Raw genomic sequence first — 15037 nt, forward strand, 5'->3', positions numbered from 1 at the left:
CGGGCCGATTTAGCATAGACCGTTCGAAAACTTAAATAATTAACATAATCTTCATTATGCGATGATCGCTCACCGAATCAAACGCCCAAGTGTGACAACTCAGGCAATGTTTCGCACAACTGTTAAGTCAGGTCATAATCGACATATCCAACAGTCCGCACAATGAAGCCGTCCCCTGCAAGTGTCTCAGCATGAGTGGCATCAGATCTGGCAATGCCCTTTTGCAAGCTTTCGATTGTACCATTGAACACTGCCATAACGTTGCGCGCCGCCTGAACATCAGACAAACCGTTGGCAATTGCAAAATGCATTCCCAAATCCACCTTTCTGGTGAGGTAGGTTGCATCTTCAATATCACCAGTCTCGGCTTTGGCACCGCCCAAAACTGCGTGAATGAAGGTTGGTATTGAGATTTGTGACGCGCCCGCCATGATATTCTGCCAATACACCATGCCAGCAGCATCTGGGTCGCGCCCAAGAACATTCTGGTAAACGGACGTGATGAAAGTGGCTAGGTTCGTTACCTCGCCATATAGCTCTTTGGTTTCGGTTTGATCAAAGAATGCATCGGCGATGTCTTCTAAACTCATTCCTTCCGATAGTTTATTCCCCCAAAAAAACAGCCCAAGCGCATCTGGCGCCCGGTCAAAATATGCAATGTAAAGCTCGGCAAGTGAAACGATCGCTTCACTGGGAAGATTGGCCATCCCGTCAAAATCACTGATGCGGATACTATCAGTACCGAATGTCGACAGATCTTCCGCAAATTCCAAACGTTCCACGTTGGACGCAGAAATTGGTCCATTTGCATCAAGACGACGGTCATCTACAATGATCATGTCGCCGGCAAATGACAAGGTATAATTGGATTGCTGCCCACTCAGAACCAGCGTGTCTAGACCCGGTCCACCATCAACACGGTACGCCCCAAAAACCTCGATCCGATCGTCAGAGTCCGTTCCAGAAATCAATTCTCTGACCGGGGAGACTGCGGTATTATCCATACTTTCTTCATGAGCAGAAATTGCATCGAAAAAGTCAATTGTCGGAATGTACCCGTCGAAAGTCGCCTGTAGAATCTCACCTGGCTGCAGGTCAACGATCAAATAATCGCCATCCAGAAACTCAACAACCTGCAATCTTGTCAGAACAGGAGAGGACGCGTTGTCGCCCGGGGCGTCTCCCGGAGAAACACCAAGTAAGACGGCTTTGGGGATTCCGGAGGCACTGATCAATGACGATAGATCAATGGTCACATTCGTAGTATCATGGCCACTATTGACGGCGAAAAGGACAAGCGTTTCACTGGCGTGGAAACCATGGACACTGACGTCGCCAATTCGCAGTTCCGTCTCGACCCCGTCTTGCGCGTTGAAATCAATCGGAGCCATGCCCGGCAGCGTATCCGCCATGATGCGGAAAAACTCACCGGCTGGCGTCAGACTGTCGTAGACCCATCCTGCGGCCAAGGTGTTCGGAGTGTTTTGGACCAAGGGCCAGATTGCAGCCTGATCCACACCCCAATAGCTAAACGCCTCTAGGATATTGAGCATTTCCTGCGCTTGATAGAGACCGTAATCGGAGCGCCGCTCGAATTCCGAGGAACTTCCGGACAAATTCCACTCAGATACATAAATATCCAAATTCTCAAAATAGCCGCTATCGACCCACATCTCCTTGACAACATTCAGTTGAAAATCACGCTGACCTGGCAAGGCAGGGTCGCGGGAAAACAAATGAACGATAACCCCGTTGACTGAGTTCCTCTCGACAACGGTATCGTATTCGTTCAAGATCAGTTGATTGTTGACGCGCGTCCAGGCAATGTCTCCATTGCTCTTCACAGCATCCTCGGTGAACATGATCCCGTAGTCGCCTGAGAGTTCCGCCAAGGTTTCGTCCGTTGTTCCAAGATACTGTTCATCCAGAGACGAAAAGTTGAAGTTCGTTCCCATCTGAATATATATCTGCGGACGTTCGAACCCGGGGCTCTTGGCCAGTTCATCCAGCGTTTGGCTGATGATCCGAGACATTTCTGACGACAACCGGCCGTATTCGACCGCACTCATCTGACCCGAGCCCCAGTACTCGTTGCCGATCTCAAAAGCCGTGACGTTTGCCTTGCCGTACGTTTCGGTCAGTACTTCGTTGATGAAGTTCCGAAGCAAGTCTTCTTCGATGTCGGCAAACCGATCGCCGTTGCTGTCTTCGATTGCAGACAAGTAATGTCGAGTCGGAAGGGTTATGGTGACCCCGACGCCTTCGCCATAGGCGAATGCGAAGAAATCTGACAACGGTGTGATCGCCTTTCCTTCGCCCGTGGCGGGATCGATAGCCTCGGTGCGATCCGGTTCCTCAATCGAATAGTAGGTTTCGGTCACCGAGCCTCCCGGGAACCGCAGAGAATACAGATCTAACGCGTTGATCAAACTGGCAAAGTTATCTTTGGGCATCACGCTATCGCGATGTCCCAAAAAGTTCCCACCAAATAGATCAGGCGAAATTGGCGGCAGAAAGCCGTATTCTACAAGCTGTGTCAGTGTTCCCGCTCCGGCAGCAATGGGACCCAACACCGTTATACCAAGAACTATGGAAAGAATGTGGCCCCGCCACACTTTCGAACCAGTGCAGCCACAAATCGAAATGAGCCGCGATGGGATACTCCAGCCCTGTTTATGGCGTAGACATGCCTCCTCACAAGAACGTGATCTGGCGCGATGGTACTCAGTTGGCCCCTAAAACCTGAAAGATACAGTGGCTAGCGCGCCCGAGAGATTGTGCAGAAAGAGCGCTTTGATATTCACGCTTTCCTTCTGCGTCGGCAATCAGCGCCAGGCCGCCCGAAAGAACACCACCCGCAGCCTAGGCGACGTTTCAGAAAACCATTGGCCCAGAAGAAGATCCCGCCGCGCTTGTCGCCGGTGTCCGGGTCGAGATGGCTCTGGTCATGCGGCACAGATTTCAATTCCTGTCCGTCGTTCGTCTTGGTCTACCTCATCAACCAGTCCCACCGAGCCCGATCAGAAGACCGACGGCGAGCCAGCAATAGGCCGCAAGCGCCAGCCAGAACAGGGTTCTCTCGATCACACCCGTTCCCATGGACAGGGAAAATCCCGTCTGCCTGAATTTCCAGCCGAAAAATACAACCGAGATTGCGAGGAACACCATGTTGAGCCAGAAGGTATAATCGATCGCGAAAAACATGCGATCCGTCACCGATTTGACTTGGTCACCAGACGGCAACAGACCGAGCACCGCAAAACCGTAGTGAAGCAGCAACGCCGTCGCCACCAGCACCACGAGAAAGACACCTAGGATGTAGAATGACATCTTCCAGCCGTAGTATTTCGCGTTCACCCGCAAGACCGGGATCACAACGAGATCGGAAAAGATGAAGGCCATGATGCCTGCAAATGCGACGCCGTTACCGTAGAGAACCGCCGCCAGCGGGATGTTCCCCATCGAGCCGATGAATGTGAAGAACGCGGCCAGTGGCCCGACCAGCGCCTGCGCGAGCAGGGCGAAAAACCCCGGATTATCGCCCCCGATGAACAGCCATTGAAAGAATGCCTTTGGCACGAAGGCCGCGATGATACCAGCGATGGTGAAACCGACGGTCACGTCCTTCCACACCATGCCCCATTCCATGACATAGCGTCTGGATACGTCCGCCCACCCGTTCCACGATGTCATGCGCGATTTCCAGTCGATCCCGGAGTTTTCAGCGCCTTCATCGCCCTGCTGTTCCTGCGCGCGCTTCCGCGCGGCATCGACAGGTGCCAGTCTGCGCGTAAGCTTCACGACCAGCCACATCAGCAGGATCAAGAGCACTCCGCCTACATATTCACCAACCACGAATTGCCAGCCCAGGAAAATGGCGATGATGATCCCCAACTCGATCACCAGGTTCGTGGAGGCCAGCAAAAATGCCAGCGACGGCACCAGCCCCGCCCCTTTTGCAAAAAGTGCGCGTGTCCCCGAGAGCGCGGCGAAGCTGCACGAGGAGCTGATAAATCCGAAGACGCTGCCCAAAGCGACCGACTTCGGACCTTCGTCGCCCATCGCGTCCCGCATCTTCTCACGGGTGACGAAAACCTGGATCATCGCCGAAATGACGTAGCCGAAACTGAAGGCCCAGAACGCCATCCAGAACAGCCCGAGCGCAGTAATCGCCGACTGATGCCATGTTTGAAGAAACGATCCGTCCATATTCTGATCAACGATTAGACTTGGGGCGGGTTCCCTGATTGTGGAATCGAAAGGGCGATAGCTGCAAATCTCCGGAATTTCTCAATCGGGTATTTTGAGCTTTGGTCGTTTCGGTTTTGCGCTGATACGGCATGCTCCAATGGTCTGACGTGTAATTGATGTAGGCAGCAGCAAGTCTGGCAGGCCCAAAAGCGCGGCTTGTCCTAACCGCAACACACGACCATCGCGCGGCAGCTCCGACGGGATAAACAGCGCCCAGATCGGCCCGCAGACGTCTTCCCCCACACGGGTCATAGTTCCAAATCTGCCCGGAAAGAGCGATCCCGCACTCACCAAGGCAAACCAAATCCTGTCGCCCGCAAATTCCGTCCCGCCGTTTCCGGCGGCAGGTCCGGTCCCCGTTCGGGTGGAGATTCGCCCGGTACTTCCTCCGGTTGCAAAGGCGGGTCCTCGGGCAAATCTGGTGACGGGGGTGTTTCTGGAGGTGGACCGGGCGGTGTCGTGTCCGGCTCCGGGATTGGCGGAATTTCGCGAGGTGGTTGGCCCGGCGAGGTTGTCATATTGCGATGCATGATGGGGCCTCCTTTTTTGACGTTGACATGACGTAGTCCGTGCGATGCCGGGGCGGCCAATCGTAGAACCCTCCCTACGACCCTCGCATCACGAAGGCGTTAGCGAGCGGGTGCTGGGCGCTATCGTCGCGGGTTTCGTCAAGGTGGTTAAGGCAATGACCGCCATTGGTGTGGTCCGATGTGCGACCTGCCTCAGATCGGCCAATAGCCGACGGCACCGTAACGCTCGGTCATCATCTTCTGATCGCTCAGTTTTAAGTCCTCGACATCGCGCAGGCGCGGGGCGTCTTCAATCTGTTTCCGATCAACATCGGCATGAATCTTGCCAGCAGGCCAGTCGATTTCGGAAATCCAGTCGGTTGTGACAGCAAAGCGCCGACCGGGAAGCCATTTTCCGGTATCGACCACGACGAATTGCACGGTCCATGTATCGGGATTGATCAGAAAGTCCGAAGCCGAACCAAACTCGCCATCCTTGGCCTCCACCGCGTAGGTCGAAACCTCGGCCAAGCTGCGCAGATGCGGATCGCCCCGTGCCCCCTTTTCCCGCCGCTTGGCGTCAGGCATCTGCTCGAAGCCCAAATGCTCCATGGCCAGGCCCGGCGAAAACGGCACACCCGTACCAGCCAGAATCGGCGGCCACATGGTGTCATCCGGCGGATATGCGGCGCGGGCTTCCTGATCTCCCACCGGGGCGTCGGTCTCGGGTGACGGCGTCGACTTCAATTCCTCCTTGGTCAGTTCAACCGGAAATTCCTGTTTGACCAGATCCGGGGCTCCGAGAAGGGCCGTTCCGACCAGACCCTGGTGGCCGGTGAGAAAGAACCCGGTGTGCGCCACCAGATAGCGAACGGTCCAGCTGGAATCGTCGAAATAGATATCATCGACGCCGCCGGTCCGTCCGTCGGCGGCACGGATCACAAAGGTCATCAGGTCGTTGCAGGACAAAAGCATGGATACCTCCCGGACACAGTGGCTCATCCGGTGAACGCCCGTCCCATAACAGTCGTTCCATTGCTGCGTCGATGTGGGCACATCTCAAACCGGACTATTGCCTCCCCGAAACGCGGATCGGACGACGTGACGACACGCCACGTCCTCTGCCCGCACTGATCCATCCGCCGAAGACCGTGACGAGGTTTCTGGCTGGTGCTGGGTTCGCGATCAAGAGACCGGATCGCCTTTGTCGCCTGGGCTTACTTCTCACGGCGCATTGGCACGAACATCGCCCTCGCCCGGGTCGTACCGCTGGAGGCACTTGTTTGCACCACACCTTTTCAGAACCGGCGCGCGGGATGAACAGATCAGTGGGTGTAGGCTGTCAGTGGACATCCGAGTGAACTCTCCCCGGCCCCAAACGTTAGGCCTTCGTATGTAGGGCAGTCAGCAGGGCGCTGGAAAGAGGAGCTATGACGAAACAGACAAAGCCGATCGTCGTCATCACCGGTGCTGCGGGAAATATCGGGAGCAGACTTCGCAAGGAGTTGTCGGACCGCTATTGCGTGATCGGACTGGATTTGCCGGAGGCTTGCGAGGGCCGGAGCGACATGATCGGTTGCGACATCACCGAGCCTGCGTCGGTGGCGCGCGCGATGGAGAAGTTGCACGACACGATCAGCGGCAAGCGGGTGGCGTCGGTCATCCACCTGGCGGCCTATTTCGACTTCAGCGGCAAGGACCGTCCGCAGTACAAGATGGTGAACGAGGATGGTACGCGGAACCTGTTGCGCGCGTTGCAAGGCATCGAGGTCGAGCAGTTCGTCTATTCCGGCACGATGCTGGTGCACGAACCGGGACGTCCCGGCGAGAGGATCACCGAGGACACCGCTCTTGCGCCGGGCTGGGCCTACCCGCAATCCAAGGCCCGGACCGAAGAGATCATCCGCGCCGAGGCCGGTAGCATACCGACCGTTTTCCTGCACCTTGCCGGACTCTATGACGACGAAACCGCCGTGCCCACGCTTAGCCACCAGATCGCGCGGATCTATGAACGCGACTTCAAGGCCCACGTGTTTTCTGGCAATACCGATGCCGGGCAGGCGTTCATTCATCGCGATGACATGCTGGCCCTGTTCGTCCGCGTGGTGGACCGTCGCGCCGATCTGGCGGCCGACGAGGTATTCCTGGCAGGCGAGCCGGACACGATGAGCTATGCCGCGTTGCAAGATCGCATCGGCGCGTTGATCCATGGCGAGGAAACCTGGGAAACGCTGGTCCTGCCTGCGCCGGTGGCCAGGCTGGGCGCAAAGTTGGAGACCTCGGCCGAGCCGGTGGTGCCCGATGCGCTGGACTTGGGGGAAAAACCTTTCATCAGGCCCTTCATGATCGATATGGCAAGCGATCATTTTGCGCTCGACCTTTCCAAGGCTCGGCGTCTCCTTGACTGGGAACCGGAGCAGCGTATCGACGACAAGCTGCCGCTGCTGATCGAGGCGTTGAAAGACGATCCTCTGAGTTGGTATCGGGAAAACGGAATCACGCCACCTACCTGGCTTGAATCAGCAGATGCACGGGTTGAGGACGCTGAAGCACTGCGTGCGCATCACGAAGCGGAATACCGTGAACATCACCGCGCCAACCTCTGGGGCGCTTGGGCCAATGCCGGGCTGGGTTTGTGGCTGCTGACGTCGCCGCCGCTGCTGGGTTTGGTTCATCCGGGTATGATTATCAGCGACATGCTGGCAGGGCTGCTGTTGATCGCCTTCGGGTTGTTGTCGCTGTCGTGGCGTATGCCCTGGGCGCGCTATGGTGCCGCCGCCGTCGGGTGCTGGATCATGTTCGCGCCGCTGTTGTTCTGGACAGAGAACGGCGCCGCTTATCTGAACGACACGCTGGTGGGCATGCTGGCGGTCGCCTTTGCGCTTTGCCTTCCGCCGATGCCGGGCGTATCGCCGGTTGCCGCGCAGACCGGGCCGACAATTCCCAAGGGCTGGGATTATTCCCCTTCCGACTGGTTCCAGCGTCTGCCGGTCATCATGCTGGCAGTCATTGGCCTGCTGGTCTCGCGCTATCTGACCGCATATCAACTGGAATCCATCGATAGTGTGTGGGAGCCGTTCTTTCCCGGCACACTGGCCGACAAGAACGGCACCGAGCAGATCATCTCCTCTTCGGTGTCCGAAGCGTGGCCGGTGCCGGATGCAGGCCTTGGCGCGCTGACCTATGCGCTGGAAATCCTGGTGGGGGTCATGGGGTCGGCGCGCCGCTGGCGCACGATGCCGTGGCTTGTGGTACTGTTCGGTATCATGATCGTGCCACTGGGTGCGGTCTCGATCTTCTTTATCGTGATCCAGCCCATCGTGATCGGCACCTATTCGACATTGGCGCTGATTGCCGCCGCCGCTATGGTCTGGCAGATCCCCTATTCGCTGGATGAACTGGTGGCCAGCTACCAGTTCCTGCGCCGACGTCACAAGGCGGGTCAGCCGTGGTTGCGGGTCTTCTTTACCGGCGACACCGACGACGGCGCCGATGACCGCCACGTCGAAGATTTCGAGCGCAGCCCGCGGGTGATTGCCCGTGATATGATCTCGGGCGGCATGACGTTCCCGTGGACCTTGATGGCATCCTTGGCGGTCGGCGTGATCCTGATGCTGTCGCCGCTGGTCTTTGCCTGGGGCAGCGGGGTGGCAGCGACGAACCACATTGTCGGCGCACTGGTGATCACCGTCACGGTCGCAGCACTTGCTCCAGTTGCGCGACTGGCGCGGTTCCTGAATGCGTTGATGGGGATCGTGCTGCTCTTTGCGCCGATGGTGGCGGGCGCGGCCTGGGCGGGGCTGGTGTTCTCGGCGCTCTGCGGTCTGGCGCTGATCGCGCTCAGTATTCCGCGCGGTACGGTCAACAGCAGTTTCGGAAGCTGGGACAGGTTCATCCGATAACGCTATGAATTTATTTGATTATCGCCCCCTTGTTGCAGTCGCCAAAGATTTTTTGGCCAGAAAGATCGAACCCTGGACCGGCAAGTGAGGCGCAGGATGATAGAACTGAATCTGCCGGACGCCCAGAGCGGTTGGGAAAACGATCGCACCTGGGAAGAACAGACGCATCGCAGTTATGGGGCCGATCCCTACTGGATATGACGGATGTCATCCCGTGGCGGACCCGCTGCGGAAGAGGGTTCGGCGACGGTCCTGACAACCATCCCCGATTTACGTCCCTTTTTGAGAAGACCGACCGAAAGGAACCTCACCATGAGCCGCGCAATCCTCGACCCGATCGAGAGCCCAAAGGATCAGGCGTCGACCTGGCGGCGTTAACCGCCGCTGCCTACCATGCCGAGACCGATAGCCACGGCAAGCAAGGCCGTTTTTCTGGTGAACAGGGAGCAATCTCTTGTGGCACCATCGGTGCAGCTTCTTTCCGTTGGGCCACTTCTTTCTGGTTGCCTTGTCCAACTTGCGCCAGTCAATGGACCGGCGCTTGATGATATCCGGCGGCCACATGTGCTGTCGTCCCAATGCGATTTGAATTGCAAACGTTGCGACGATGACCGCGAGTGCCGTGCGACCTCCGGAAACCGCGCCAAGCGGCTAAAGTGGCCAAGAGCGCTGAGATGAGACGACCCTTCAGCGAGCAGTCGTGCAAATGTCAGGAACATATTCGAGTGCTGATGCGTTTTATCCGACATCACTACGCCATGTGGGACGCTTTGAATGTCAGATTTTCGCCGAAACAAGATCATCAAGCCCCTTCACCGTTGGGCCCGAAAGGCGATGCCTTCATTGAGCGAAACCGAGGCCGAAGCGCTCAAGGCCGGGGACACCTGGTGGGAGGCCGAGTTGTTTTCCGGCAATCCCGACTGGTCGAAACTGGCTGCGGTCGCCGAACCGAAACTGAGCGAAGAGGAACAGGCGTTCCTTGACGGCCCCTGCCGCGAACTTTGCGCCCTGATCGACGACTGGAAGATCAATAAGGAAGCCGCCGATCTGTCGCCCGAGGCCTGGGCCTTTTTGCGCAAGCACCGGTTCTTCGGCATGATCATCGACAAGGAACACGGTGGCTTGGGCTTTTCCGCATTCGCCCATTCCGAGGTTGTACGCTTCCTTTCGACCCGCTCTGTTTCCGCCGCAGTGACCGTGATGGTGCCCAATTCGCTGGGCCCGGGCGAGCTCTTGCACATGTTTGGCACGGATGAGCAGAAGCACCACTGGCTGCCCCGACTTGCCGATGGTACCGAACTGCCCGCCTTTGGCCTGACCAGTGCCGATGCTGGCTCGGATGCCTCTGCAATGCGCGACGAAGGTGTTGTCGAGATGGGCCAGTGGATGGGCGAGGAGGTGCTGGGGATACGGCTCAACTGGGCCAAGCGGTACATCACGCTGGCCCCGGTCTGCACCGTATTGGGTCTGGCCTTCAAGCTGCGCGACCCCGAAGGCCATCTTGGCGACGTGGAGGACATCGGCATCACCTGTGCGCTGGTGCCCACCGATCTTTCCGGAGTTGAAACCGGCAGACGGCATATCCCCTCCTCCACAATGTTCATGAACGGTCCGACGACGGGCAAGGATGTGTTCATACCGCTCGATCACATCATCGGCGGGCCGGAATTTGCAGGCCGTGGCTGGATGATGCTGATGAGCGCGCTGGCCGCGGGTCGCGGTATTTCGCTACCGTCTATGGGCTGTGCCGCCATCGCGCTTTCGGCCCATACCACCGGGGCTTATTCGCGCATCCGCGAACAGTTCGATCTGCCTATCGGAATGTTCGGTGGCGTTCAGGAACGGCTGGGGCGGCTGGCTTCGGATGCCTATTCGACGGATGCCGCGCGGCGGTTGACCTGCGCGGGTCTGGACGAGGGGCATGCGCTGTCGGTGATCTCTGCAATCATGAAAGCCCACGCGACATTCCGGATGCGCGATGCAGTGAACGACGCAATGGATGTACATTCCGGCAAGGCGGTGATTGACGGGCCGTCAAACTATCTTCTGCCGCTCTACCGCGCCGTTCCAATCGGCATAACTGTGGAAGGCGCCAATATTGTTACCCGCAGCCTGATCATCTTCGGGCAGGGTTCGATCCGGGCGCATCCGCATATGCTGGACAACATCGAAGCGCTGTCGATCGCCGATGACGAAGAAAGCCTCGACGCCTTCGATCGCAGCGTCTGGGCTCACATCAAGCACACGACCAAGACCATGGGCCGGGCCATCGGGCGCGCCTGGACCGGCGGTTACCTCGCGCCGGCCCCGGCGGGCGCGGGCAAGACCAAACCGTTCTACCGACAGCTTTCGCGCTGGTCGGCGGCCTATGCGCTGACCGCCGATTTCGCCTTCTTGACGCTCGGCGGCGCGCTAAAACGCAAAGAGATGATTTCGGCCCGCATGGGCGATATCTTGTCAGAGATGTATGTCCTCTCGGCGACGCTGAAGCGCTGGGAAGACGAGGGCCGCCATGACGCCGATCTTCCGCTCGTGCATTTTGCCGCCGATCGGGGGTTCCAGCGCATCCGCATCGCGTTGGTCGAGGTGCTGAACGCCTTGCCTGCCCGCTGGGCCGCATGGCTGCTCTGGGCCATGATCCTGCCGGGGGGTTCCGCCCGTGGACCGTCCGACGCGCGCACAGTGGCATGTGCCGAACTGATCTATGACCCCTCCGCGACCCGAGATCGGATCGTCGGGCGTTTGTTCGAAGGGTGCTCGCGTGACGGGATTGCCGACCTCAACGCGGCCTATGACGCGGTCACCCTCAATGCGCCACTGATGAAGAAACTGCGCGAGGCGGACCACACACCGCAAAGTGGGCTTGCCGCCGGAATCATTTCCGAGGCGGACGCGGAGCGCATTGCCGAGATGCAGGCGCGTGTCGACAAGGTCGTCGCGGTGGACGACTACACACCTGAAGAGCTTGCCACGCTCTACCCCGAACTTGACTCCCCCACCCGACAAGAGGAGGCCGCAGAATGACCCGACCAGTCTATTTGGTCGATGGGGCACGCACCCCGTTTCTCAAGGCTCGAGGCAAGCCCGGCCCATTCACGCCAGTCGATCTCGCCGTGCAATGCGGACGCCCGCTATTGCTGCGACAGGGGTTCGATGCCCGCGCCTTGGACCTGGTGATTCTCGGCTGCGTCAATGTCATCGCCGACGAGATGAACCCGGCCCGCGTTGCGGCGCTGCGGTTGGGATTGGGTGCGGAAATGGTGGCGTTTACCATGCAGATCAACTGCGGCTCGGGCATGCAGAGCATTGACACCGCCTATCGCTACATCCGCGATGGCAGCCACGAGATGATCCTGGCGGGGGGCACCGAGGCTCTCAGTCACGCGCCGCTGACGCTGCGGCAGGAAGCCGTCGAATGGTTCGGCGAGATGAGCCAGGCCAAGGGGCCGCTCGCACAGGCCAAGGCAGTGACCGGTTTGCGCCCGGACTTCTTCAAACCGGTGATCGGGCTGGAGCACGGGCTGACCGACCCTATCACCACGCTGAACATGGGTCAGACCGCCGAGGTGCTGGCCTACCACTTCGGCATCGACCGCAAGACGGCGGATGCCTATGCGATGGAAAGCCATCACCGCTTGGCCAAGGCGCAAGAGGAAGGTTGGCTGGACGACGAGGTCATGCCGGCCTTTGCGTCCGACGGAACAGTCTTCGTGCGCGACGATGGCGTGCGGCCCGACAGTGATATGGAGGGGCTGGCCAAGCCGAAACCCGTGTTCGAAAAGCCCCATGGCAAGGTCACGGCGGGCAATTCCAGCCAAATCACCGATGGCGCCTCCTGGGTCATTGTCGCCTCGGAAGCGGCGGTGGAAAAACACGGGTTGACCCCGCGGGCCGAAATCAAGGACAGCGAATGGGCCGCCCTTGATCCTGCGGTCATGGGCCTCGGCCCGGTTCTGGCCGCCACCCCACTCGCACAACGCAACGGGCTGAGCGTCGAGGATGTCGGCCTGTGGGAATTGAACGAGGCCTTCGCCGCGCAGGTTCTGTCCTGTCTGGCCGCATGGTCCGACGAGGACTTCTGCCGCGAGGTGCTGGGATTCGACAGTGCCTTCGGGCGGATTGATCGTGACATGCTCAACATCGATGGCGGCGCGATTTCACTGGGCCACCCCGTCGGCACGAGCGGCAACCGCATCGTGCTGCACCTGGCCAACGCCATGCAGCGCGCGGGCCACAAGACCGGCATCGCGACCGAATGCATCGGCGGCGGTCTTGGTGGTGCAATGCTGTTGGAGGCTGTATGATGACCGGACCGGTTCTGAAATACCTGGGCGAAACGAAGCTGGAGCTTGGCCCAGCTACCAAAGAGGCCCATCCTTGGCGGCGTGGCGAGGCCGACGGGGTCGTCTGGCTGGTGCTGGATTGCGAAGGCAAGTCGGTCAATACCGTCTCCCGTGATGTGATTGAGGGGTTGGCCAGGGAGCTGGATGATCTGGAAGAGAACGTGCCGAAAGGCGTCGTCATTCGCTCTGCAAAGATTGCGGGCTTTGCGGCCGGGGCCGACATAGATGGCTTCGACGACATGGCAGGCGAAGGGGCGGCGGATCTCCTCAAACGTGGCCATGACGTGCTGGACCGGCTTGAAGCCTTGCCCTGTCCGACCATCGCCGTGGTGCATGGTGCCGCCCTCGGCGCGGGGTTCGAGATCGCGCTGGCTTGCGGCTACCGGATCGCTGTCGAAGGCGCCAGTTTCGGCTTTCCCGAGGTGCAGCTTGGCCTGCATCCCGGTTTGGGCGGCACATTCCGCCTGACGTCGCTGATCGACCCTCTCGAGGCGATGACACTGATGCTGACCGGAAAAACGGCGCATACCAGGAAGGCAAAGTCGCTCGGCATCGCTGACGAGGTGGTGCGCGAACGTCACGTCGGCACCGCTGTCGCTGCAATGCTGGACACAAAGGCCGGCCATGAGCGTGGGCTCAAGGCAAAGGCGCTGGACTTTGACAGCGCGCGGTCGCTCGCGGCTCGCCAGATGCGCGGCGAGACCGAAAAGAAAGCTCCGAAAGACAAGTATCCCGCGCCTCATCGCCAGATCGACATCTGGGAAGAGCACGGCGACGACCGCGGCGCGATGCAGGCCGCCGAGATCGAGAGCTTCGCCAAGCTGCTGGAGAGCGACACGTCTAAAAATCTGCGCCGCGTGTTCTTTCTGCGTCAGCGGCTGAAGGACGGCGCACGCGGCGCGGATGGTATCGACCATGTGCATGTGATCGGGGCCGGTGCAATGGGCACCGAAATCGCTGGCTGGGCCGCGATCAAGGGCAAGACCGTGACGCTGGGCGATGTCGAAACCGATCCGCTGGGGCGCGCCGTCGCGCGGGCTCGCAAAGTCGCCGAAGACGCTCATCTGTCGAAGATCGAGATCCGTGATGCGATGGACCGATTGATACCGGACCCGAAAGGCTATGGCATCGTCCGTGCCGATCTGGTGATCGAAGCAGGGCCGGAAACGGTTGGAATCAAGAGGAAGATGTACGGCGGGTTGGCCGACCGCATGAAGGATGGCGCGATCCTTGCCACCAATACCTCCAGCCTGTCGCTGGACGATCTGCGCGACGGTGCCCCGGATGCCGTGCATTTTGCCGGACTGCATTTCTTCAATCCGGTTTCGAAGATGCAACTGGTGGAGGTTGTGCGCCATGACGGCACCGACGACGAAATCACCCGACGCCTTGCCGCTTTTTGTAGCGCCATCGACCGCCTGCCGGTGCAAGTCCGTGACTACCCTGGCTTCCTGGTAAACCGCGCGCTGACGCCCTATCTGCTCGAAGCGATGGTGCTGATGGACGAAGGCGTTTCGAAAGAGGTGATCGACACCGCTGCGATCCGCTTCGGGATGCCGATTGGCCCGGTGGCGCTGGCCGATCAGGTCGGGCTCGATATTGGGTTGCACGTGGCGGAAAGCCTCCATGCCGGACTGGACACGCCGCTGGCGGAAATCTCCTCGACCCTGCGCGACAAGGTAGACGCGAACGATCTGGGAAAGAAGACCGGCCGGGGTTTTTATGCCTGGTCGGACGGTTCCCCTCATCCGGATGCCGCCTTGGAAGGCGCGCCCGAGGATCTGACCGACCGGTTGATCTTGCCGCTGTTGAACGCCTGCGTCGAATGTCTGCGCAAGGACGTCGTGGCCAGTTCCGACGAGGTAGACGCCGCAATGATCTTTGCCACTGGCTTTGCACCCTTCCGCGGTGGTCCGATGCATTACGCGCGCCACCGCGGCACTCAGGAGGTCGCGGAGAGGCTCACCGAACTGGCTGAACGTCACGGCCCCCGGTTCGAACCCGACGCGGGCTGGTCGGACCTTTGACCCTC

The 15037-nt window shown here is 59.3% G+C and carries 7 protein-coding genes and 1 pseudogene; 4 read left to right on the forward strand and 4 right to left on the reverse strand.

What is annotated here, in order from left to right:
- Window positions 1–122: 122 nt before the first annotated feature.
- The 3 genes from ACTIEN_RS19630 to ACTIEN_RS19640 all read right to left on the reverse strand — a co-directional run bounded on the left by ACTIEN_RS19630 (window position 123) and on the right by ACTIEN_RS19640 (window position 5735).
- Complete coding sequence (locus ACTIEN_RS19630; RefSeq protein WP_439524844.1) at window positions 123–2453, reverse strand: DUF4214 domain-containing protein; 2331 nt, start codon at window positions 2451–2453, stop codon at window positions 123–125.
- Between the two features lie 544 nt (window positions 2454–2997).
- Window positions 2998–4209: a permease gene (locus ACTIEN_RS19635; protein WP_439524845.1), complete on the reverse strand. Its 1212-nt coding sequence runs from the start codon at window positions 4207–4209 to the stop codon at window positions 2998–3000.
- Between the two features lie 764 nt (window positions 4210–4973).
- Window positions 4974–5735: a PRC-barrel domain containing protein gene (locus ACTIEN_RS19640; protein WP_439524846.1), complete on the reverse strand. Its 762-nt coding sequence runs from the start codon at window positions 5733–5735 to the stop codon at window positions 4974–4976.
- 455 nt (window positions 5736–6190) lie between these two features.
- Here ACTIEN_RS19640 and ACTIEN_RS19645 point away from each other — a divergent pair, with 455 nt between their 5' ends.
- A complete protein-coding gene (locus tag ACTIEN_RS19645) occupies window positions 6191–8662 on the forward strand; it encodes a vitamin K epoxide reductase family protein (RefSeq protein WP_439524847.1) in 2472 nt (823 codons plus the stop codon).
- Window positions 8663–8932: 270 nt separating this feature from the next.
- Here ACTIEN_RS19645 and ACTIEN_RS19650 read toward each other — a convergent pair.
- Window positions 8933–9298: pseudogene (locus ACTIEN_RS19650) on the reverse strand (exopolysaccharide biosynthesis protein); the annotation flags it as partial.
- A 138-nt stretch (window positions 9299–9436) separates the two neighbouring features.
- On the opposite strand from ACTIEN_RS19650, the gene ACTIEN_RS19655 reads away from it, so the two are divergent.
- Genes ACTIEN_RS19655 through ACTIEN_RS19665 form a run of 3 tightly spaced genes read left to right on the forward strand, consistent with a single transcriptional unit; the run spans window position 9437 to window position 15032 of the window.
- Window positions 9437–11686 carry an acyl-CoA dehydrogenase gene (locus tag ACTIEN_RS19655; protein ID WP_439524848.1) on the forward strand — a complete coding sequence of 750 codons (2250 nt, stop codon included), beginning with the start codon at window positions 9437–9439 and terminating at the stop codon, window positions 11684–11686.
- Window positions 11683–12966, forward strand: a complete 1284-nt coding sequence (locus tag ACTIEN_RS19660; RefSeq protein ID WP_439524849.1) for an acetyl-CoA C-acetyltransferase — start codon at window positions 11683–11685, stop codon at window positions 12964–12966. The genes ACTIEN_RS19655 and ACTIEN_RS19660 overlap by 4 nt, the downstream gene beginning before the upstream one ends.
- Window positions 12966–15032 carry a 3-hydroxyacyl-CoA dehydrogenase NAD-binding domain-containing protein gene (locus tag ACTIEN_RS19665; RefSeq protein ID WP_439524850.1) on the forward strand — a complete coding sequence of 689 codons (2067 nt, stop codon included), beginning with the start codon at window positions 12966–12968 and terminating at the stop codon, window positions 15030–15032. Before ACTIEN_RS19660 ends, ACTIEN_RS19665 begins: the two co-directional genes overlap by 1 nt.
- Window positions 15033–15037 lie beyond the last annotated feature (5 nt).

This window comes from Marivita sp. (assembly GCF_051859345.1).
Taxonomy (GTDB): domain Bacteria; phylum Pseudomonadota; class Alphaproteobacteria; order Rhodobacterales; family Rhodobacteraceae; genus Marivita.

Coding starts and splice junctions, on each gene's coding strand:
- ACTIEN_RS19630 (WP_439524844.1), bottom strand. CDS start 2,453: ATGCCCAAAGATAACTTTGCCAGTTTGATCAACGCGTTAGATCTGTAT.
- ACTIEN_RS19635 (WP_439524845.1), bottom strand. CDS start 4,209: ATGGACGGATCGTTTCTTCAAACATGGCATCAGTCGGCGATTACTGCG.
- ACTIEN_RS19640 (WP_439524846.1), bottom strand. CDS start 5,735: ATGCTTTTGTCCTGCAACGACCTGATGACCTTTGTGATCCGTGCCGCC.
- ACTIEN_RS19645 (WP_439524847.1), top strand. CDS start 6,191: ATGACGAAACAGACAAAGCCGATCGTCGTCATCACCGGTGCTGCGGGA.
- ACTIEN_RS19655 (WP_439524848.1), top strand. CDS start 9,437: ATGTCAGATTTTCGCCGAAACAAGATCATCAAGCCCCTTCACCGTTGG.
- ACTIEN_RS19660 (WP_439524849.1), top strand. CDS start 11,683: ATGACCCGACCAGTCTATTTGGTCGATGGGGCACGCACCCCGTTTCTC.
- ACTIEN_RS19665 (WP_439524850.1), top strand. CDS start 12,966: ATGACCGGACCGGTTCTGAAATACCTGGGCGAAACGAAGCTGGAGCTT.